We start from the raw sequence: 20,105 nt of genomic DNA on the forward strand, positions 1-20,105 counted from the left end.
TGAGGGGAGAGAATCGTTTCTGTGACCCCTGCGAGACTCCCGTTCTTCGTCTACGGCACCCTCCGCCCCGGCGAGGCCAACCACGACCTCTTCCTGTGCGGCCGCATCCGCTCCGAGGAGCCGGGCCGACTCACGGGTGCGCTGCTCTACGACGGTCCCGGCTACCCGTACGCCGTCGAGGGGGCCGGGGGGACGGTCGCGGGGGAACTCGTCACCCCGCGGGCCGATGCCTACGCCGAACTGCTCGCCGTGCTCGACGAGTTGGAGGAGTACCGCCCAGGAGACCCGGGCAACCTGTACGAACGGGTCGCCCGCGAGGTGATCCGCACGGCCGACGGCACGCCCGTGCGCGCCTGGGTCTATGTGGCGGCACCCCCCGTCGCCATCCGCCTGCGCGCCCGCGGCGAGCTCATCGAGAGTGGCGACTGGCTGCTCGGGTGACCTACCGCTCGACCGTCTCCAACCGCACCGCGCACGCCTTGAACTCCGGCATTCGTGACGTCGGGTCCAGTGCCGGGTTGGTGAGGGTGTTGGCGCGGCCCTCGCCGTACCAGTGGAAGGGCATGAAGACGGTGTCCGGGCGGATGCCGAGCGTGATGCGGGCCGGTGCCACGGCCCGTCCGCGCCGCGAGACCACGGCGACCGGGTCGCCCTCGGCCGCCCCCAGCCGCTCCGCGAGCCGCGGGTGCAGCTCCACGAACGGCCCCGGCGCGGCGGCGTTCAGCTCGTCCACCCGGCGGGTCTGCGCCCCGGACTGGTACTGCGCCACGACCCGGCCCGTCGTCAGCAGCACCGGGTACTCCTCGTCGGGCTCCTCCGCGATCGCCCGGTGCGAGACGGGGACGAAGCGGGCCCGGCCGTCCGGGGTGGCGAAGCGGTCCAGGAAGAGGCGCGGGGTGCCGGGGTGCACCACCGTGTCCTCCGTCGGACACGGCCAGAACACCCCGTTCTCCTCCGCCAGCCGCCGGTAGGTGATCCCGGAGTAGTCGGCAGGGCCGCCCGCGCTGGCCCGGCGCAGCTCCTCGAAGACCTCCTCGGCGTCGGTCGGGAAGCCCTTCTCCACCCCGAGGCGGTCGGCGAGCTCGTGCATGACCTCCAGGTCGCTGCGGATGCCGTCCGGCGGCGTGATCGCCTGCCGGCGCAGCAGCACCCGCCCCTCCAGATTGGTCGTCGTGCCCGTCTCCTCGGCCCACTGCGTGACCGGCAGGACCACGTCCGCGAGGGCGGCCGTCTCCGAGAGCACGACGTCACAGACGGCAAGGAAGTCCAGGGACTTGATGCGCTCCTCGATGTGCGCGGCGTGCGGCGCCGACACCACCGGGTTGGAGCCCATCAACAGCAGCGACTTGATGTCCGTGCCGAGCGCGTCGAGCAACTCGTAGGCGCTGCGCCCCGGTCCGGGGAGCGAGTCGGGGTCCACGCCCCACACCCCGGCGACATACGCCCGTGCCGCCGGGTCGTCCAGCTTGCGGTAGCCGGGCAACTGGTCGGCCTTCTGGCCGTGTTCGCGCCCGCCCTGTCCGTTGCCCTGCCCGGTCAGACAGCCGTAGCCGCTGAACGGCCGCCCTGCCCGCCCGGTCGCCAGGCACAGGTTGATCCACGCGCTCACCGTGTCGGTGCCCTTGGACTGCTGCTCGGGCCCGCGCGCGGTGAGCACCATCGCGGACTCGGGCTCGCAGAACAGCCGTACGGTCTCCCGGAGCTGGGGCACCGGAACGCCGGTGATCCGCTCCACGTACTCCGGCCAGTGGGCCATCGCAGCGGCCCGCGCGTCCTCCCAGCCGGCCGTGCGCTCACGGACGTACTCCTCGTCGACCAGCCCCTCGGCGACTACCAGGTGCAGCAGACCGAGCGCCAGCGCGAGGTCCGTTCCCGGCCGGGGCATCAGATGCAGGTCGGCCTGTTCGGCGGTCTTGGTGCGGCGAGGGTCGATGACGATCAACGTGCCGCCGTTCTCCCTCAGTTCGGTGAAGAACCGCAGGGACGGCGGCATGGTCTCGGCGAGGTTCGAGCCGACGAGGATCACACAGCCGGACTTCGGGATGTCCTCCAGCGGGAAGGGCAGCCCCCGGTCCAGGCCGAAGGCCTTCATGCCGCCGGCCGCCGCGGACGACATGCAGAAACGCCCGTTGTAGTCGATCTGCGAGGTGCCGAGGACGACCCGCGCGAACTTGCCCAGCGTGTACGCCTTCTCGTTCGTCAGGCCGCCCCCGCCGAAGACCCCGCACGCGTCCGGACCATGCTCCGCGCGCGTGCGGGACAGCCCCTCGGCGATCCGGTCCAGTGCCTCGTCCCAGCCGGCGGGCACGAGTGTGCCCCCGGAGCGCACCAACGGGGAGGTCAGGCGCACCCGGGACGAGAGCACGGCGGGTGCCGTACGGCCCTTGCCGCACAGCGCCCCCCGGTTCACCGGGAAGTCCGCGCGCTCGCTCACCTCGACGGTCCCGTCCGGAGCGGGGGTCAGGTTCATGCCGCACTGCAGGGCGCAGTACGGGCAGTGCGTGGGCGTCACGGAGTTCTGCATGCCCTTCAGCGTGCTTCGGCCGTGTTACGCCGGGGACGGCTCCGTGTTACGCGGCCAAGACGGCGACCTCCCGATCGGCACCCGGAAGCGGTGAGGCGCACACTCGTCCACCTGAGAGTCGTCGCAGGGCGGGACGGAAGTTGCCTGCGATGTGAAAGACGCCACATATGGCGCATTCCGTTGCGTGCTTGGCCGATCTCGCATCGTTGAGAGTTGAAAAACCGCGGCTACAGTCGAGCGCGGATCCAGCTTGGCGCCAGGCAAACCGTCCATGCGAGAAGCCAGCCAGGAGGTTCCCCCAGCATGCCTCTGCGCCATTTAGCCCCCCGTGACCGGTACCTCTTCCGGGTCTACGGCCACGGTCCCGCCGTCTCCGTCCCCGACCCGTTCGTCCACCGCGCCGTCGAGCGCCACGCGGCCGCCACCCCGCGCGCCGTGGCCGCCGAGCACGCCGGCGCGACGATCACCTACGGCGAGCTCGACCGGTACGCCGACGCCCTCGCCACCCGTCTGATCCGCGAGGGCGTACGGCCCGGCGACCACGTCGGACTCTTCGTACGCCGATCCATCCCGATGCTCGTCGGCCTGCTCGGCATCCTGAAGGCGGGCGCCGCCTACGTCCCGCAGGACATCGGCCTCGCGCCCCCGGCCCAGCTCGCCCACGTGATCCGCACCGCCCGCACCCGGATCGTCCTGGCCCTCGCCGAGCACGCGGCCCGCGTCCCGCGGGGCCCCCACGTGATCACCCTCGACGAACCGCTGCCGTACGAGCCGTCGAGCGCGCCCCCGCCGACCGTGCGCCCCGACGACGGCTGCTACGTCCTGTTCACCTCCGGCACCACCGGCCGCCCCAACGGTGTGAAGGTCACCCACCGCAACGTCGCGGGCATCCTCCTCACCGAACCCGGCGGCCTCGGCATCCGCCCCGGCGCCCGCGTGGCCCACCTGCTCAACGTGGCCTTCGACATGGCGGCCTGGGAGATCCTCGGCTGCCTCACCCACGGCGGCACCCTCGTCATCCGCGGCCGGGACATCACCGCGACGGCCCGCACGGCCGACGTCCTGATCGCCACCCCGACCGTCCTGTCCGGCATCGACCCGGCCGCCTGCCCGCGCGTCCGCACGGTCGCCGTCGCCGGTGAGCCCTGCCCGCGCCCCCTCGCCGACCGCTGGGCCCGCCAGGCCGCCTTCTACAACTGCTGCGGCCCGACCGAGACGACCATCGTCAACACGATGAGCCGCCATGACCCGGCGGCCCCCCTGCTGACCATCGGCCGCCCCACCCCCAACAACACGGTCTACGTCCTGGACGCCGACCGTCGTCCGCTGCCCATCGGCGCGGTCGGCGAGATGTGGGCGGGCGGCGACGGCGTCTCGGCGGGCTACCTGGACAACCCCGCGCTGAACGCCGAGCGCTACGCCCCCGACCCCTTCCTCGGCGGCGACCACCGCATGTTCCGCACCCGCGACCTCGGCCGCTGGACCCCCGACGGCGAGCTCGAGCACCTCGGCCGCACCGACGACCAGGTCAAGGTCCGCGGCTTCCGGGTCGAACTCGACTCCGTGTCCTCGGTGCTGGAATCGGTCGAGGGCTGCGCCCGCGCGGTGACCCTGAAGCGGGACGCCCGCACCCTGGTGTCGTTCGTCTGCCCGGCGGACGTGGACCCCGGCGCGGCGAGGCGGGCGGTGGCGGAGGCGTTGCCCTACTACTGCGTGCCCGAGAGTGTCATGGCCCTGACGCACCTACCGGAGACCGACCGCGGCAAGATCGACAAACAGGCCCTGTTGCGGATGGCCGACGAGCGCTTGGCGGTGGCCCGATGACGACCGCACCCGTGCGCGAGACGACCGACCTCCCGCCCCTCACCTCCGCGGCGAGGCGGCTCCTGAAGCACCCGCGGCTGATGCACTACAACCGGCTGGCCGGACTGGTGATCGCGGCCAACCTGGCCTTCCTGTGGGCGGCTTGGCCCCTGTCGACACGGACCCTCGGCCACGCGGCGCTCGCCAACCTCGCCCTCGCCGTGATCGTCCGCCAGCAGTACGTCGTCAACTTCCTCTTCCGGCTGGCCACCTGGCCCCGGACGACCTGGCCGCTGAAGATCCGCTGGACGCTCGGGAAGGTCTACCACTTCGGCGGACTGCACGTCGGCGGAGCACTGGCCGGGACGGCCTGGTTCCTGGCGCTGACGGTCACGGCGCCCAACGGCCCCCTGATGGCGGTCGGCTGGACCCTGCTGTCACTTCTCGCAGTCATCATCGCCACCGCCCTGCCCCCCTTCCGCTCCCGCCACCACGACCACTTCGAGAAGATCCACCGCTTCGGCGGCTGGACCGCCCTCGCCCTGTTCTGGACGCACACCCTGCTGTCGTCCGCCGGACCGGCGTCACTGGCGGTGCTCGCACTGGTCACCTTCAGCGTGGCGCTGCCCTGGTTACGGCTGCGCAAGGTGGCCGTACGCCTCGAACGCCCCTCCTCCCACGTCGTGCTGGCCCGCTTCGACCACGGCGAGACCCCCTTCGCGGGCTCCTCCACCGCGATCAGCCGCAGCCCGCTGAGGGAATGGCACTCCTTCGCCAACGTCCCCGCACCCGGCGAGCCCGGCTTCCGGCTCACCATCTCCCGGGCCGGCGACTGGACGGGCGCCTTCATCGACGACCTGCCGGCGAAGGTCTGGGTGAAGGGCATCACCACGGCCGGAGTCGCCAACATCGAGACCCTGTTCACGAAGGTGGTCTACGTGGCGACCGGCAGCGGCATCGGCCCCTGCCTGCCCCACCTCCTCGCCGCCGAGGTCCCCTCCCGCCTGGTCTGGGCGACCCGCGACCCCCGCACCACCTACGGCGACGCCCTCGTCGACGAGATCCTCGCCGTCCAGCCGCACGCCCTGGTCTGGGACACCTCACGGCGCGGCAAGCCCGACATGGTGCGCCTCGCGTACGAGGCCTACCGGGACTTCGGCGCCGAGGCGGTCATCTGCATCTCCAACAAGAGGCTGACCTGGCAGGTGGTGCACGGCCTGGAACGGCGGGGGATCCCGGCGTACGGCGCGATCTGGGACTCCTAGAAAGGGACGTCGATGAACAACCTGAAGCTCGAACGGCACGGCGGGGTCGTGACCGTACGTCTGCACCGCCCGCACGTCCGCAACGCGCTCAGCTCCGAGTTGCTGTCCGAACTCCTCGACGTGCTGCGCCCGTTGGACCAGGACCCCGAGGTCGGCTGCTACGTCGTCACCGGCTCGGAACGCGTCTTCGCGGCGGGAGCCGACATCAAGGAGATGGCCGGGAAATCGGCCGTGGACATGGCGGCAGAGGACTACTTCGCCGCGTGGGAGGAGTTCGCGGACCTGCGCACCCCGAAGATCGCCGCCGTCAACGGCCATGCGCTGGGCGGAGGCTGCGAACTGGCGATGATGTGCGACCTCGTCATCGCGGGGGAGTCGGCCGTCTTCGGACAGCCGGAGATCAAGCTGGGCGTGATCCCGGGCATCGGCGGCACCCAGCGCCTGACCCGCCTGGTCGGCCACGCGAAGGCGATGGACCTGGTCCTCACCGGCCGCACGATGGACGCGCGGGAGGCGGGACGCTGCGGTCTCGTCTCCCGGGTCGTACCGGACGACCGGGTCCTGCCGGAGGCCCTGGAGGCGGCCGCGACGATCGCCTCGTACGGGCGTACGGCGGTCAGGGCGGCCCGTGAGTGCGTGCACCAGGCCCTGGAGACCGGCCTGCGCGACGGCATCCGCTTCGAACGCCGGGTCTTCCACGCCCTGTTCGCGACGGCCGACCAGAAGGAGGGCATGACCGCGTTCCTCGAGAAACGCGCCCCGCGCTTCACCGGCCGGTGACGGCGCGCCCGGGGGCGGGGCGCTGTGCCCCGCCTCCCGGGTCACCTCAGCGGCCTCAGTGGCGGGCCGAGGCCAGCGCGTCCGTCACTCCCGGCTCCTTCGGCCCCAGGAACCGCGGATCCGGCCGGAGCACCACGTCCACAGCCGCCTTGCCCGCCGCGAAGAGCTCCCGGGTGCCGCCGTAGTACCAGGTGGCGTCGTGCTGGGCGTCGACACCGATGCCGTACGACGAGACACCCGCCGCCTGGCAGAGCGCGACCGCGCGCCGGATGTGGAAGCCCTGGCTGATCAGCACCGCGTTGTGGACGCCGAAGATCTTCCTGGCGCGGACGCAGGAGTCCCAGGTGTCGAAGCCGGCGTAGTCGCTGACGATCCGCGTGTCCGGAACGCCGTGCCGGGTCAGGTACGCGCGCATGGCGTCGGGCTCGTCGTAGTCCTCGCGGCTGTTGTCGCCGGTGACGAGGACGACCTCGATCCGGTTCTCCCGGTACAGCTTCGCCGCCGCGTCGAGCCGGTGCGCGAGATACGGCGACGGCTCGCCGTCCCACAGCCCGGCGCCGAAGACGACGGCCACCTCGGTGCGCGGCACGTCGGCCGTCGTCCGCAGCCGGTCGCCCGTCACGACGTACATCCACGTCGACGGCAGCAGCGCGAGCACACACCCCGCCATCACGGCCTGCACGAGCCTGCGCCGCCCGGCACGCGTGCGTGGCAGGCGTGGTCTGCGCACCCTCGGCAGTCGCATGGACGGTCCCTCCCCGGTCGGCCCTTCGCCAACGAGAGACGTACCGTCAGGCCGATCGGTTCGCCCGCCGGTGCGTGACCAGCCTCACTGCCGGACGAGAATGCGCAGGTCACGCCGCCTCACACCCCCACGCCCCGCATGGTGAACCGTCGGAAAGCACGCGTTATTGCCGTGAAACGGGGTGGCAACCTCAGGCCGTCACCATCGTTCCATGAACCGGATCAGCAGCCAGCCCGGCCTCGTCTCCCTCGACGACAGGCGCCGCCCCGAGCCGCCCGCGCTCGTCCTGGTGGCCCACGGCAGCCGCGACCCGCGCACGCTGAACACGGTCCACAGGCTCCTGGACCAGGTCCGCGAGCAGCGCCCCGGCCTGCCGGTGCACCTGGGCCACATCGAGCTGAACGAACCCCTGCTGCCGGACACGCTGGCGTCCCTGGGTACGGCGGAGGCCGTCCTGGTCCCGCTGTTGCTCAGCCGCGGCTACCACGTGAAGCGGGACATCCCGGAGATGGCGGCGGCCTCCGCGGCACGCACACGCGTGGCCGCCCCGCTGGGCCCGCACCCGCTGCTCGTGGAGACCCTGCACGCTCGCCTGATCGAGGCGGGCTGGAGCGCGGACGAGGAGACCCGCCGTACCGGCGCGGTGGTCCTCGCGGCGGCGGGCTCCCGCGACCCCGACTCGGCCGTGGACACCCGCCGCACGGCTCACCTCCTGTCGGACCGCCTGGGCGTCCCGGTGGTCCCGGCCTACGCCTCCGCGGCAACTCCCACGGTCGAAACGGCGGTCCGGGCACTGACGGCACGGGGCCGCCACAGGGTGGCGGTGGCGTCGTACTTCACGGCCCCGGGCCTGTTCGCCACGCAATGCGCAGAGAAGGCTCCGTGGATGGCGTCGGCCCCCTTGGGCACGCACCCGGCGATGGCCGACCTGATCCTGCACCGCTACGACCAGGTCGCCGGCCGAAGGGGCGAGACCAGCCACGAACTGCCCGCACTCGCCGTATAACCGGCACTCGGCAGACGTACAGGCGAATTGTCAGTCCCTGCCCGTACTGTCGAGACATGCCGTACGACCTGCAGTCAACCGAACGTTGGGCCTCAGAACCCGACAAGCGCCCCGGCCGCACCGCCTTCCAGCGCGACCGCGCCCGCATCCTCCACTCCGCCGCGCTCAGAAGGCTCGCCGGCAAGACACAGGTCGTCACACCAGGAACCCGCAGCCACGCCTGGGACGCCAGCCCCCGCACCCGGCTCACCCACTCCCTGGAATGCGCCCAGGTCGGCCGTGAGCTCGGTGCGGCCCTCGGCTGTGACCCGGACCTGGTCGAGGCCGCCTGTCTGGCCCACGACCTCGGCCACCCCCCGTTCGGCCACAACGGCGAACAGGCGCTGAACGAGTTCGCCGACGACTGCGGCGGCTTCGAGGGCAACGCCCAGTCCCTCAGGCTCCTGACCCGCATCGAACCCAAACGCTTCACCGACGAGGGTTCGGTGGGACTGAACCTCACCCGAGCCACCCTCGACGCCGCCACCAAGTACCCCTGGCCCCGCGGAGCGCACTCCTCCCGGAAGTTCGGCGTCTACGAGGACGACCGGCCCGTCTTCGACTGGATCCGCAAGGACGCCCCGGGCTCCCGCACCACCTTCGAGGCCCAGGTGATGGACTGGGCCGACGACGTCGCCTACTCGGTCCACGACGTCGAGGACGGTCTGCACGCGGGCCACATCGACCCCAACTACCTGCACGCCGAACCGGAACGCCGGGCCGTCTTCGAGGTGGCCCTCGGCCGGTACGTCCCCGCGGACACCGACCCGGCGGAGCTCGCGGAAGCCCTCGACCGCCTCCAGGACCAGCCCTGGTGGCCGCACGGCTACGACGGTTCGGCCGTCGCGCAGGCCCGCCTCAAGGACGCCACCAGCCAGCTCATCGGCCGCTTCTGCCTGTCCGCAGAGGCCGCGACACGCGAGCGGTACGGCACCGGGAGACTCACGAGATACGACGCCGAACTCGTCGTACCGCACGAGGCCCGCCTGGAGTGCGCGGTCCTCAAGGCCGTCGCCGACCGGTACGTCATGCAGCGCGCCGAGCAGGAGCGGCTGCGGGCCGACCAGCGGATCGTCGTCGCCGAACTGGCCGAGGTGCTCACCGTCCGCGCCCCGGACGGCCTCGAGCCCCAGTTCCGCGCGCTGTTCGACGACGCGCCCGACGACCGTGCGCGCAAGCGGGTGATCGTCGACCAGATCGCGTCCCTCACCGACGCGTCCGCCCGTTCGCTTCACGCCCGTCTCACGGGACACCTGTGATGCTTGCGGGACACAAGTTGTGTGGAGGAGACGGGAGTGACATGAATCGAGACCGAATGTGACCCTCCGTGGCCTGATCGGGCCACTCCCTCTTCCCCCATCACACTCCGTGCGGGACGCTCCCATGTGGCGGCACCCTTACGAGGAGGCATCAAGTGGTCGACGCGGATCAGACATTTGTCATCGTCGGAGGAGGTCTCGCCGGCGCGAAGGCGGCCGAGACGCTCCGCACGGAGGGCTTCACCGGCCGCGTGATACTGATCTGCGACGAACGCGACCACCCCTACGAGCGCCCGCCGCTCTCCAAGGGCTACCTCCTCGGCAAGGAGGAGCGCGACAGCGTCTTCGTCCACGAACCCGCCTGGTATGCGCGCAACGACATCGAGCTGCACCTCGGCGAGACCGTGGACGCCATCGACCGTACGGCGAAGACGGTCCGCTTCGGCGAGGACGGCACCGTCGTCCGCTACGACAAGCTGCTGCTGGCAACGGGCGCGGAGCCGCGCCGGCTGGACATCCCGGGGACCGACCTCGCGGGCGTCCATCATCTGCGCCGCCTCGCCCACGCCGAGCGTCTCAAGGGCGTCCTGGCCGCCCTGGGCCGGGACAACGGCCACCTCGTGATCGCCGGCGCCGGCTGGATCGGCCTGGAGGTCGCGGCGGCGGCCCGGGAGTACGGCGCCGAGGTCACCGTCGTCGAACACCATCCGACCCCGCTGCACGGCGCCCTCGGCCCCGAGCTCGGCAACCTCTTCGCCGAGCTGCACCGCGAGCGCGGTGTCCGCTTCCACTTCGGCGCGAGACTGACGGAGATCGTCGGGCAGGACGGCATGGTCCTCGCGGCCCGTACCGACGACGGCGAGGAGCATCCCGCGCACGACGTCCTCGCGGCGGTCGGCGCGGCCCCGCGCGTCGCTCTCGCGGAGGCGGCCGGGCTCGAACTGGCGGACCGGGCGCACGGCGGCGGCGTCGCCGTGGACGAGCAACTGCGCACGTCCGACCCGGACATCTACGCGGCGGGCGACGTGGCCTCCTTCCACCACGCCCTCTTCGGCGACCGGCTGCGCGTCGAGCACTGGGCCAACGCGCTCAACGGCGGCCCCGCGGCGGCGCGAGCGATGCTGGGCCGCCAGGTGACGTACGACCGGGTGCCCTACTTCTTCTCCGACCAGTACGACCTCGGAATGGAGTACAGCGGCTGGGCACCCCCCGGCTCGTACGACGAAGTGGTGATCCGGGGAGACGCCGGGAAGCGGGAGTTCATCGCCTTCTGGGTGAAGCAGGGCCGTGTGCTGGCCGGCATGAACGTCAACGTGTGGGACGTCACAGAGCCGATCCAGGGACTGATCCGATCCAGGGCTCAGGTGGACACGGAGGCGCTGGCGGACCCGCACGTTCCCCTCGTCAGCCTCGTCCCGTAGGTGTCAGTACCTCCCCGTAGACTTCACGCGTGGCAGGACGGATCAACGACGAGGACGTGAAGGCGGTACGGGACGCGGTCCCGATCGACGCCGTGGTGTCCGAGTACCTCCAGCTGCGCAACGCGGGCGGTGGCAACCTCAAGGGCCTGTGCCCCTTCCACGACGAGAAGTCGCCGTCCTTCCAGGTCAGTCCGAGCAAGGGTCTCTTCCACTGCTTCGGCTGCCAGGAGGGCGGCGACACCATCACGTTCGTGATGAAGGTCGACCACCTCACGTTCTCCGAGTCGGTCGAGCGTCTGGCCGCCCAGGCCGGCATCACCCTGCGGTACGAGGAGGGCGGCTACAACCCCTCCCACCAGCGCGGCGAGCGCATCCGCCTGGTCGAGGCGCACAAGATCGCCGCCGACTGGTACATGGAGCAGCTGGCCACCGGTCCGGAGGCCGACACCGGCCGTCAGTTCCTCGCCGAGCGCGGCTTCGACCAGGCCGCCGCCGCGCACTTCTCCGTCGGCTACAGCCCCCAGGGCTGGGACCACCTCACCCGCTTCCTGCGCGGCAAGGGCTTCAGCGACAAGGAGCTCCTGCTCTCCGGTCTCTCCCAGGAGGGCCGCCGCGGCCCCATCGACCGCTTCCGCGGCCGGCTGATGTGGCCCATCCGCGACATCGGCGGAGACGTCGTCGGCTTCGGCGCGCGCAAGCTCTACGAGGCGGACAACGGCCCGAAGTACCTCAACACGCCCGACACGGCGATCTACAGGAAGTCCCAGGTCCTCTACGGCATCGACCTCGCGAAGAAGGACATCGCCAAGGCGTCCCGCGCGGTCGTCGTCGAGGGCTACACGGACGTCATGGCCTGTCACCTCGCCGGCGTGACGACCGCGATCGCGACCTGCGGCACGGCCTTCGGCGGCGACCACATCAAGATCCTGCGCCGACTGCTGATGGACAACGGATCGGCCCGCGTGATCTTCACCTTCGACGGCGACGCGGCCGGCCAGAAGGCGGCTCTGCGCGCCTTCGAGGACGACCAGAAGTTCGCCGCCGAGACCTACATCGCGATCGCGCCGGACGGCATGGACCCCTGCGAGCTGCGCCTCGCCAAGGGCGACGAGGCGGTCGCCGACCTGGCCGAACCCCGCACCCCGCTCTTCGAGTTCGCACTGCGCCAGATCGTCGTCCGCTACGACCTCGACACCCCCGCCGGCCGCGCCGCCGCCCTCGACGAGGCCGCCCCGATCGTCGCCCGCATCAAGAACAGCGGCGCCCAGCACGAGGTCGCCGTGCAGCTCGCCGGCATGCTCGGCATCCTCGACACCCAGTTCGTGGTCAAGCGGGTGGCCCAGCTGGCCCGATGGGCCCGCGACCGCGGCGGCAAGGGCCCGGCCCCGTCGGGACGCGGCCCGCAGCAGCCGTCGTACGACGGAGCACACCGCCCCGCCGTCTCCGGCCCCGCCCTCACCCTGCGCAACCCCGTCTACGCCACCGAGCGCGAGCTCCTCAAACTCGCCCTGCAGCGCCCCGAGCTGGTCTCCCCGGCCTTCGACGCGTACGGCATCGACGAGTTCACCGCCCCGCCCTACGCGGCCGTACGCCAGGCCATCATGGACGCGGGCGGCGCGGAGTACGGCGTCCAGGACTCCCAGGACTACCTCGTCCGGGTCCGCGAGGCCGCCCCCGACGACGCGGTCCGCGCCATGGTCACGGAGCTGGCCGTCGAGGCGATCATGCGCAAGACGGTCGACGAGAACTACGCGGGCGATCAGCTGGTCACGGTCCGCCGCCGTGCCGTCGACCGCCGCATCCAGGAGATCCAGGGCACCCTGATCCGCCTCGGCTCCGGCGGCGACCCGGCCCACCTGGCCGCCGTACAGAACGAGGTGTGGGTACTCCAGCAGTACGGCCAGGCACTGCGGGAGCAGGGCGCGGCCGCTCTCTAGCGCCGGTTCCCGTACGCCTTTCAAGTGGTTTGGGGGCCGTCGCCCCGCCTACTCGTAAGGCAAAGTAACCACGCGGTCACGGACCGGACTCAAAAAGTCCCCGCACGCCCCTCGTGGCGGCTGTGTGTCGTACTCCACACTGGGTTCCGGTGCCTGAGTCCTCGGAGCGCGGCCGATCCGCCCCCAGCGGGTCCCTGACCCCCGCGGTTCCGCTCATCGCGTACGGGACGGACAGCGGCGAGGCCGCCGACTCCGCTCCCGAAGTACCGCTGCCGCACTCCTTGGCAGCGATCATCCTGGAGGTCGCCCCCGTGCAGACCCAGACCCTGACACAGACCGAGAACGGTACGGACGACACGACAGAGCAGGACGCCGAGCCCGACGTCCTCGTCGCGGTGCCCCCGCAGAGCCGTGTCGCGCACCACCCCGAGGCGGAGCCGGACCCCCCGCCCGCGGAAGCCCTCGAGAACGTGGAGACCGAGCCGGTCGAACCGCCCGAGCCGCCCCGCGGCCGCGTCGACACCGGCGGCCCGTCCTCGGACCTGTTCCGCCAGTACCTGCGGGAGATCGGCCGTATCCCGCTGCTCACCGCGGCCGAGGAGGTCGACCTCGCCCGCCGGGTCGAGGCCGGCCTGTTCGCCGAGGAGAAACTGAGCAACGCCCCCGACCTGGACAGCCAGTTGGCGCTCGACCTGGACCGCCTGGTCGTGCTGGGCCGCATGGCCAAGCGCCGCCTCATCGAGGCGAACCTGCGTCTCGTCGTGTCCGTCGCGAAACGGTACGTCGGCCGCGGCCTGACCATGCTCGACCTGGTCCAGGAAGGAAACCTGGGCCTGATCCGGGCGGTCGAGAAGTTCGACTACGCCCGCGGCTACAAGTTCTCCACCTATGCCACCTGGTGGATCCGCCAGGCCATGTCCCGGGCCCTCGCCGACCAGGCCCGGACGATCCGCGTCCCGGTCCACGTCGTCGAGTTGATCAACCGGGTCGTCCGCGTCCAACGCCGCATGCTCCAGGAACGCGGCTACGAACCGACCCCGGAAGAGGTCGCGACCCACCTCGACCTCGCCCCCGAGCGCGTCAGCGAGGTCCTGCGCCTGGCCCAGGAACCGGTGTCGTTGCACGCGCCGGTCGGCGAGGAGGACGACGTGGCCCTCGGCGACCTCATCGAGGACGGCGACGCCGCCTCCCCGGTCGAGTCGGCGGCGTTCCTGCTCCTCAGGGAACATCTGGAGGCGGTGCTGTCGACCCTGGGCGAACGTGAGCGCAAGGTCGTCCAACTCCGGTACGGCCTGGCCGACGGCCGCCCCCGCACGCTGGAGGAGATCGGCCGCATCTTCGGCGTCACCCGGGAACGGATACGCCAGATCGAGTCCAAGACGCTCAACAAGCTCCGCGACCATGCCTTCGCGGATCAGCTTCGGGGCTATCTGGACTGAGGAAACCGGACGGGGAACGGGGCCGCTTCCCAACGGCCCCTTCCCGCTAGTCCACCTCGGCCACCGCCTGCGCGAACTGCGCCTTGTACAGCCGTGCGTAGGCCCCGTCCGCCTCCAACAGGTCGGTGTGGGTGCCCTGTTCGACGATCGAGCCGTTCTCCATCACCAGGATCGTGTCCGCGTCCCGGATCGTCGAGAGGCGGTGGGCGATGACGAACGACGTGCGGCCGTGCGCCAGTTTCGCCATCGCCTTCTGGATCAGGACCTCCGTACGGGTGTCCACCGAAGACGTCGCCTCGTCCAGCACCAGGATCACCGGGTCCGAAAGGAACGCCCGGGCAATGGTGATGAGCTGCTTCTCACCCGCGCTCACCCCGCTGCCCTCGTCGTCGATCACGGTGTCGTAGCCGTCGGGGAGGGTCCGGATGAACCGGTCCGCGTGGGCCGCCCGGGCCGCCTCCTCGATCTCGCCCGGAGTGACCTCCCGCGAGGCCCCGTACGCGATGTTCTCCGCGATCGTGCCGCCGAACAGCCAGGTGTCCTGGAGCACCATGCCGATCCCGGCGCGCAGGTCGTCCCGGGACATGCGGGCGATGTCCACGCCGTCGAGCGTGATCCGGCCGCCCGAGACGTCGTAGAACCGCATGAGGAGGTTGACCAGGGTGGTCTTTCCGGCTCCCGTCGGCCCGACGATCGCGACCGTGTGTCCGGGTTCGACCTTCAGCGAGAGGTCCTCGATGAGCGGCTTCTCGGGGTCGTAGCGGAAGGAGACATGCTCCAGAGCGACCCGCCCGCGCAGTTCCTCGGGCCTCGCGCTCGACACCGGGTCCGCCTCCTGCTCCTCCGCGTCCAAGAGCTCGAAGACCCGCTCGGCCGAGGCGACACCCGACTGCACGAGGTTCGCCATCGACGCGACCTGCGTGAGCGGCATCGAGAACTGCCGGGAGTACTGGATGAAGGCCTGCACATCGCCGATGGACAGCGCGCCGGACGCGACCCGCAGCCCGCCCACGACCGCCACCAGCACGTAGTTGATGTTCGAGACGAACATCATCAGCGGCTGCATGACCCCGCTGTTGAACTGCGCCTTGAACCCGGCCTCGTACAGCGCGTCGTTCTGCTCGGCGAACTGCGCGGCCGACTCGTCCTGGCGGCCGAACACCTTCACCAGGTTGTGCCCGGTGTACATCTCCTCGATGTGGGCGTTGAGCTTGCCCGTGGTGCGCCACTGCTGCACGAAGTGCGGCTGCGAGCGCTTGCCCACGCGCGTGGCGACGACGAACGACAGCGGCACGGTGACCAGCGCGACCAGGGCCAGCAGCCAGGACACCCAGAACATCATCGCGAGCACACCGATGATGGTGAGCAGCGAGTTGATGAGCTGGCCCATCGACTGCTGGAGGGTCTGCCCGATGTTGTCGATGTCGTTCGTGGCCCGGGACAGCACCTCGCCGCGCTGACGCTTGTCGAAGTACGACAGCGGCAGCCGCGACAGCTTCGTCTGCACGTCCTCGCGCATCCGGAACATCGTGCGGTTGACGGTCCGGTTGACCAGCCGGGTCGCCACCGCCATCAGCAGCCCCGCGACGAGGAACACCCCGACGGCGAACAGCAGCACATGTCCTACGGCGGTGAAGTCGATGCCCTCGCCGGGCGTGAAGTCGGTGCTGCGGAGCATGTCGGCGACCTGACCGTCGCCGCGTTCCCGCATCGACGCGAGGACCTGCTCCTTGCTGGCGCCGGCGGGCATCTGCCGTCCGACGATGCCCGCGAAGACCAGGTCGGTGGCCTGGCCGAGGATCTTCGGCCCGACCACGTTCAGGCCGACGCTCAGCACGACGCAGAACAGCATCGCGTAGAGGGTCAGCCGCTCCGGCTTGAACTGGGCGAGCAGCCGCCTGCCGGACACCTTGAAGTCGATCGACCGGTTCTCGGGACCGCCGCCCGCCATCATGCGCCCCATGGGCCCGGCCATCAGGCAGCCTCCGCTTCCGTGAGCTGGGAGAGCACGATCTCCCGGTAGGTCTCGTTGTCCGCCATCAGCTCGCGGTGGGTGCCGGTGCCGACGACCCGGCCCTCGTCGAGGACGACGATCCGGTCGGCGTCGCGGATGGTGGCCACCCGCTGCGCGACGATCACGACGGTCGCCTCCGAGGTCTCCTCGGCGAGCGCCGCGCGAAGGGCCGCGTCGGTCGCGTAGTCGAGGGCGGAGAAGGAGTCGTCGAAGAGGTAGATCTCCGGCCGCTGCACGAGCGTGCGCGCGATGGCGAGCCGCTGCCGCTGACCACCGGAGACGTTGGTGCCGCCCTGCGCGATGGGGGAGTCGAGGCCGTTCTCCAGCCCGGAGACGAAGTCCTTGGCCTGCGCCACCGCCAGCGCGTGCCACAGCTCCTCGTCCGTGGCGTCGGGATTGCCGTAGCGAAGGTTCGTGGCGACCGTGCCCGCGAAGAGATACGGCTTCTGCGGCACGAGCCCGACGGTCTTGGCCAGCAGCACGGGGTCGATCTCGGCGACGGCCACCCCGTCGACGAGCACCTCGCCGTCGGTCACGTCGAACAGCCGGGGGACGAGCCCGAGCAGCGTGGACTTGCCGCTGCCGGTCGAGCCGATCACGGCGGTCACCTCGCCGGGCCGGGCCACCAGGTCGATCGCCTTGAGCACCGGCTCCTCGGCGCCCGGGTAGCGGAAGCCCGCGCCCCGGATCTCCAGATGCCCGTGCCGTCGCAGCTCGCGGACGGGCGACAGGGGAGGCACCACGCTGGAGGAGGTGTCGAGGACCTCCTGGACGCGCTCGGCGCACACCTCCGCGCGCGGCACCATCATGAACATGAAGGTGGCCATCATCACGGACATGACGATCTGCATCAGATAGGCGAGGAACGCGGTCAGATCACCGATCTGCATCCCACCGCTGTCGATCCGGTGCGCCCCGAACCACACCACCGCGATCGAGGACAGGTTCACCGTCGTCATGACCACGGGGAACATCAGCGCGAGCAGGTTGCCGGTCTTGAGGGACATCTCCGTCAGGTCGCTGTTCGCCCTCCGGAAACGGTCCTCCTCGTACGTGTCGCGCACGAACGCCCGGATGACCCGGTTGCCGGTGATCTGCTCGCGCAGCACCCGGTTCACCGTGTCGAGACGCACCTGCATGGACCGGAACAGGGGCCGCAGCCGCCGTACGATCAACGTCACGCAGATGCCCAGCGTCGGCACCACGGCCACCAGCACCCCGGACAGCGGTACGTCCAGGCCGAGCGCCAGCACGATGCCGCCCACGCACATGATGGGCGCCGACACCAACAGGGTGAACGTCATCAGGGCCAGCATCTGGACCTGCTGCACGTCATTGGTCGTACGGGTGATCAGCGTGGGCGCACCGAACTGGCCGACCTCGCGCGCCGAGAACGACTGCACCCGGTCGAAGACCGCCGCCCGCAGGTCCCGGCCGAGCGCGGCGGCGGTCCGGGCCCCGTAGAACACGGCCCCGATGTTGCACACCACCTGCGCCAGCGAGATGCCGATCATCAGAGCGCCGAAGCTCAGGATGTAGCCGGTGTCGCCGTTCACCACGCCGTTGTCGATGATGTCCGCGTTCAGCGTGGGCAGGTAGAGGGTGGCGCAGGTCTGCAGGAACTGCAGCAGCACCAGGAGGGTGATGGGTTTCTTGTAGGGCCTGAGATAGGTCCGTAGAAGTCGTATGAGCACGCTACGTCTCTCGGAGTCGGCGACGGGGCGAGTGGTTGCCCCTGGCCCCTATCGTCGGACACCCCACCCGTGTTACCTCAACCGATTAAGCCGACAGCAGTGCTTCGTACGGCCTTACGGGCCCTCAAGGGCCCGGACTCCTACCGGACTCTTACGTTCCGCCACTTGCCTACCGGAACGCCCCCGGGTATGTCTGCTCCCGCACCGACACGTACTGCTGCCGCACCGCCTGCCCCACCGCCAACTCCTCGCCGGGCTCCAGGACCTGCGCGGCCGGGCCCTGCCACATCGGCGGGGTGCGCGGATCGAGCGTGCCCTGCGAGACCCCGAGCGCCCAGGCCGCCTGCCGGGCGGCACCGATCGCCGCGTAGTCCGCCGGCTGCGGCACGACGACCTGCGCGCCGAACAGCGCGGGCGCGGCGGCCTGTACGGCGGACAGTTCGGCGGCGGCCCCCAGCAGGAACACCCGCCGCACCTCGACACCCCGGCCGCGCAGCACGTCGAGCGCGTCGGCGAGCCCGCACAGCATGCCCTCGAACGCGGCCCGCGCCAGATGCTCCGGCTTCATCGACTCCCGCCGCAGCCCGCTCAGTGTCCCCGCGGTGTGCGGCAGGTTCGGCGTCCGCTCCCCCTCCAGATAGGGCAGCAGTACGAGGCCGTGGGCGCCCGGCGTCGACTTCATCGCCAGCTCGGACAGGCTCTCCAGGTCGTTCAGCCCGAGCATCTCGGCGGCCCCGCGCAGGGTCCGTACGGCGTTCAGGGTGGTGACGACGGGCAGGTGCATGCCGGTCGCGTCGGCCAGCGAGGTGATCATCCCGCCGTTGTCGACGAGGGCCTCGGGGTGCACGGCCATCACGGACCCGGACGCGCCCAGCGACACCACGGCGTCGCCGAGCCCGATCCCGAGGCCGAAGGCGGCGGCCATGGTCTCACCGGTCCCGGCGGAGATCAGCAGCCCCTCCGGGGTGGTACCGGCCGCGTCCGAGGGTCCGATCACCTCGGGGAGCATCGCCTGGTGGCCGAGGGCCAGTTCGACCAGGTCGGCGCGGTAGGCGCCGGTGGCCGCGGACCAGTAGCCGGTGCCGGAGGCGCCGCCGCGGTCGGTGGTCCTTCTGACCGGCCGCCCGAGGAGCTGCCACACCAGCCAGTCGTGCGCCTGGAGGAGCACGGCGGTGCGCAGGGCGGCGTCGGGCTCGGTCTTGTTCAGCCAGCGCAGCTTGGTGACGGGCTGGGCCGCCTGCGGCACACATCCCACCGCCTGGGCCCAGGCCTCGCGCCCGCCGAGCGCGTCGACGAGGTCGGCCGCGGCGACCTGCGCGCGCTTGTCGCCGCCGACCATGGCGGGACGGACGGTGTTGCCCTGGGCGTCGAGGGGTACGACGGCGTTCTGCTGCGACGACACGCCGATGGCCTGCACACCCTCGAGGAGACCGCCGCCGGCGGCTTCACCGAGGGAGAGGAGCCACGCCTGGGGATCGACGTCGGATGCGCGGCCGCCGCCTTCCACCGGGTGCGCGGCGTACCCCTGCTTGAGCACGGCACCGGTGTCTGCGTCGCAGACGACGATGCGAGTGAAATCGGGTGAGCTGTCCAACCCGGCGACTATCCCCATGGCGCAAATTCTATGGGCGTAGCGTCGTGCCGGCGCGCACGGATTCGCCGACGCGGAACCGCCGTGACCGCGCGCACCTCATGGCGGAGCCGCGGACCGGCACCGCCCTGAGCCTGTGGGTGGTGTGCGTCACGGTCGGCGTCACGTGCTGCTGGTGCCCCAGTCGTCGTCCGGCGCACCGTTCGTGTTGCGGTCCCGGAGCGAGCGCACCCGCTGGGTCACGGACTCCGGCACCCGGTCGCCGACCTTGTCGCTGACCGCGTGGTAGGCCTTGCCGGCGAACTGGCGGCCCTGCTGGGCCGCCGTCTCCGCGGTGTTGCGGACGGCGGGGTTCTGGGAAACCTGGCGGGCGGACTTCTTCAGCTGTTCGTAGCGCTCGCGCCCGGCACGGGTGCCCAGCACGTAACCCAGAGTCAGTCCGACCACGAACGTGAGCTTGTAGCGCATGGCGGCCACCCTTCCCTTGTGTAGGTCTCCGGTGCGATGTCGGTGTCGGGGGAACCGATTGGCGGAGCACCCCCCTGCTTGCGCTAATGTATGTGTCGCAGCGAGCGCCCGCCCCCTGGC

At 71.1% G+C, this 20,105-nt stretch carries 15 protein-coding genes; 9 read left to right on the plus strand and 6 right to left on the minus strand.

Annotation, left to right across the window (positions count from 1 at the left end; translation table 11 throughout):
* Positions 1–21 precede the first annotated feature (21 nt).
* Positions 22–441, plus strand: coding sequence for a gamma-glutamylcyclotransferase family protein (locus OG841_RS31180; RefSeq protein ID WP_371567383.1), 420 nt, complete (start codon positions 22–24; stop codon positions 439–441).
* 1 nt (position 442) lies between these two features.
* Here the strand turns inward: OG841_RS31180 and OG841_RS31185 are convergent, their stop codons facing one another.
* Positions 443–2,524: a molybdopterin oxidoreductase family protein gene (locus tag OG841_RS31185; protein WP_371567385.1), complete on the minus strand. Its 2,082-nt coding sequence runs from the start codon at positions 2,522–2,524 to the stop codon at positions 443–445.
* 303 nt (positions 2,525–2,827) lie between these two features.
* On the opposite strand from OG841_RS31185, the gene OG841_RS31190 reads away from it, so the two are divergent.
* From OG841_RS31190 to OG841_RS31200, 3 genes are read left to right on the plus strand one after another with little or no spacing between them, the layout of a single operon-like run.
* Positions 2,828–4,348, plus strand: a complete 1,521-nt coding sequence (locus OG841_RS31190; protein WP_371567387.1) for an amino acid adenylation domain-containing protein — start codon at positions 2,828–2,830, stop codon at positions 4,346–4,348.
* A complete protein-coding gene (locus tag OG841_RS31195) occupies positions 4,345–5,592 on the plus strand; it encodes a hypothetical protein (protein WP_328638475.1) in 1,248 nt (415 codons plus the stop codon). The genes OG841_RS31190 and OG841_RS31195 overlap by 4 nt, the downstream gene beginning before the upstream one ends.
* Positions 5,593–5,604: 12 nt before the next feature.
* Positions 5,605–6,372: an enoyl-CoA hydratase-related protein gene (locus tag OG841_RS31200; protein ID WP_328638474.1), complete on the plus strand. Its 768-nt coding sequence runs from the start codon at positions 5,605–5,607 to the stop codon at positions 6,370–6,372.
* A gap of 55 nt (positions 6,373–6,427) precedes the next feature.
* Here the strand turns inward: OG841_RS31200 and OG841_RS31205 are convergent, their stop codons facing one another.
* The gene (locus OG841_RS31205; protein ID WP_365115306.1) at positions 6,428–7,117 is read right to left on the minus strand and encodes a SanA/YdcF family protein; all 690 of its coding nucleotides are present in this window, start codon (positions 7,115–7,117) and stop codon (positions 6,428–6,430) included.
* A gap of 211 nt (positions 7,118–7,328) precedes the next feature.
* On the opposite strand from OG841_RS31205, the gene OG841_RS31210 reads away from it, so the two are divergent.
* From OG841_RS31210 to OG841_RS31230, 5 genes are all read left to right on the plus strand, one after another.
* Positions 7,329–8,123: a sirohydrochlorin chelatase gene (locus OG841_RS31210; RefSeq protein WP_328638472.1), complete on the plus strand. Its 795-nt coding sequence runs from the start codon at positions 7,329–7,331 to the stop codon at positions 8,121–8,123.
* 56 nt (positions 8,124–8,179) lie between these two features.
* Complete coding sequence (locus OG841_RS31215; RefSeq protein WP_328638471.1) at positions 8,180–9,421, plus strand: deoxyguanosinetriphosphate triphosphohydrolase; 1,242 nt, start codon at positions 8,180–8,182, stop codon at positions 9,419–9,421.
* A 155-nt stretch (positions 9,422–9,576) separates the two neighbouring features.
* Positions 9,577–10,842 carry an NAD(P)/FAD-dependent oxidoreductase gene (locus OG841_RS31220; protein WP_328638470.1) on the plus strand — a complete coding sequence of 422 codons (1,266 nt, stop codon included), beginning with the start codon at positions 9,577–9,579 and terminating at the stop codon, positions 10,840–10,842.
* 29 nt (positions 10,843–10,871) lie between these two features.
* Positions 10,872–12,779: a DNA primase gene (dnaG, locus tag OG841_RS31225; RefSeq protein ID WP_328638469.1), complete on the plus strand. Its 1,908-nt coding sequence runs from the start codon at positions 10,872–10,874 to the stop codon at positions 12,777–12,779.
* Positions 12,780–12,928: 149 nt separating this feature from the next.
* Positions 12,929–14,218, plus strand: a complete 1,290-nt coding sequence (locus tag OG841_RS31230) for an RNA polymerase sigma factor (protein WP_328638468.1) — start codon at positions 12,929–12,931, stop codon at positions 14,216–14,218.
* Positions 14,219–14,264: 46 nt separating this feature from the next.
* On the opposite strand, the gene OG841_RS31235 is transcribed toward OG841_RS31230, so the two are convergent.
* From OG841_RS31235 to OG841_RS31250, 4 genes are all read right to left on the minus strand, one after another.
* Complete coding sequence (locus OG841_RS31235; RefSeq protein WP_328638467.1) at positions 14,265–16,193, minus strand: ABC transporter ATP-binding protein; 1,929 nt, start codon at positions 16,191–16,193, stop codon at positions 14,265–14,267.
* Complete coding sequence (locus tag OG841_RS31240) at positions 16,193–17,926, minus strand: ABC transporter ATP-binding protein (protein ID WP_371567392.1); 1,734 nt, start codon at positions 17,924–17,926, stop codon at positions 16,193–16,195. Before OG841_RS31240 ends, OG841_RS31235 begins: the two co-directional genes overlap by 1 nt.
* Positions 17,927–18,095: 169 nt before the next feature.
* Positions 18,096–19,538: a xylulokinase gene (locus OG841_RS31245; RefSeq protein ID WP_328638465.1), complete on the minus strand. Its 1,443-nt coding sequence runs from the start codon at positions 19,536–19,538 to the stop codon at positions 18,096–18,098.
* Between the two features lie 141 nt (positions 19,539–19,679).
* The gene (locus tag OG841_RS31250) at positions 19,680–19,985 is read right to left on the minus strand and encodes a YtxH domain-containing protein (protein WP_328638464.1); all 306 of its coding nucleotides are present in this window, start codon (positions 19,983–19,985) and stop codon (positions 19,680–19,682) included.
* Between the last annotated feature and the right edge of the window lie 120 nt (positions 19,986–20,105).

The sequence above is a fragment of the Streptomyces canus genome, assembly GCF_041435015.1.
Lineage (GTDB): Bacteria > Actinomycetota > Actinomycetes > Streptomycetales > Streptomycetaceae > Streptomyces > Streptomyces canus_G.

Bases quoted from the DNA above. Each gene is read 5' to 3' on its own strand.
- OG841_RS31190 (WP_371567387.1), top strand. From the start codon at position 2,828: ATGCCTCTGCGCCATTTAGCCCCCCGTGACCGGTACCTCTTCCGGGTC.
- OG841_RS31215 (WP_328638471.1), top strand. From the start codon at position 8,180: ATGCCGTACGACCTGCAGTCAACCGAACGTTGGGCCTCAGAACCCGAC.
- OG841_RS31245 (WP_328638465.1), bottom strand. From the start codon at position 19,538: ATGGGGATAGTCGCCGGGTTGGACAGCTCACCCGATTTCACTCGCATC.
- OG841_RS31185 (WP_371567385.1), bottom strand. From the start codon at position 2,524: ATGCAGAACTCCGTGACGCCCACGCACTGCCCGTACTGCGCCCTGCAG.
- OG841_RS31205 (WP_365115306.1), bottom strand. From the start codon at position 7,117: ATGCGACTGCCGAGGGTGCGCAGACCACGCCTGCCACGCACGCGTGCC.
- OG841_RS31235 (WP_328638467.1), bottom strand. From the start codon at position 16,193: ATGGCCGGGCCCATGGGGCGCATGATGGCGGGCGGCGGTCCCGAGAAC.
- OG841_RS31195 (WP_328638475.1), top strand. From the start codon at position 4,345: ATGACGACCGCACCCGTGCGCGAGACGACCGACCTCCCGCCCCTCACC.
- OG841_RS31200 (WP_328638474.1), top strand. From the start codon at position 5,605: ATGAACAACCTGAAGCTCGAACGGCACGGCGGGGTCGTGACCGTACGT.
- OG841_RS31250 (WP_328638464.1), bottom strand. From the start codon at position 19,985: ATGCGCTACAAGCTCACGTTCGTGGTCGGACTGACTCTGGGTTACGTG.
- OG841_RS31210 (WP_328638472.1), top strand. From the start codon at position 7,329: ATGAACCGGATCAGCAGCCAGCCCGGCCTCGTCTCCCTCGACGACAGG.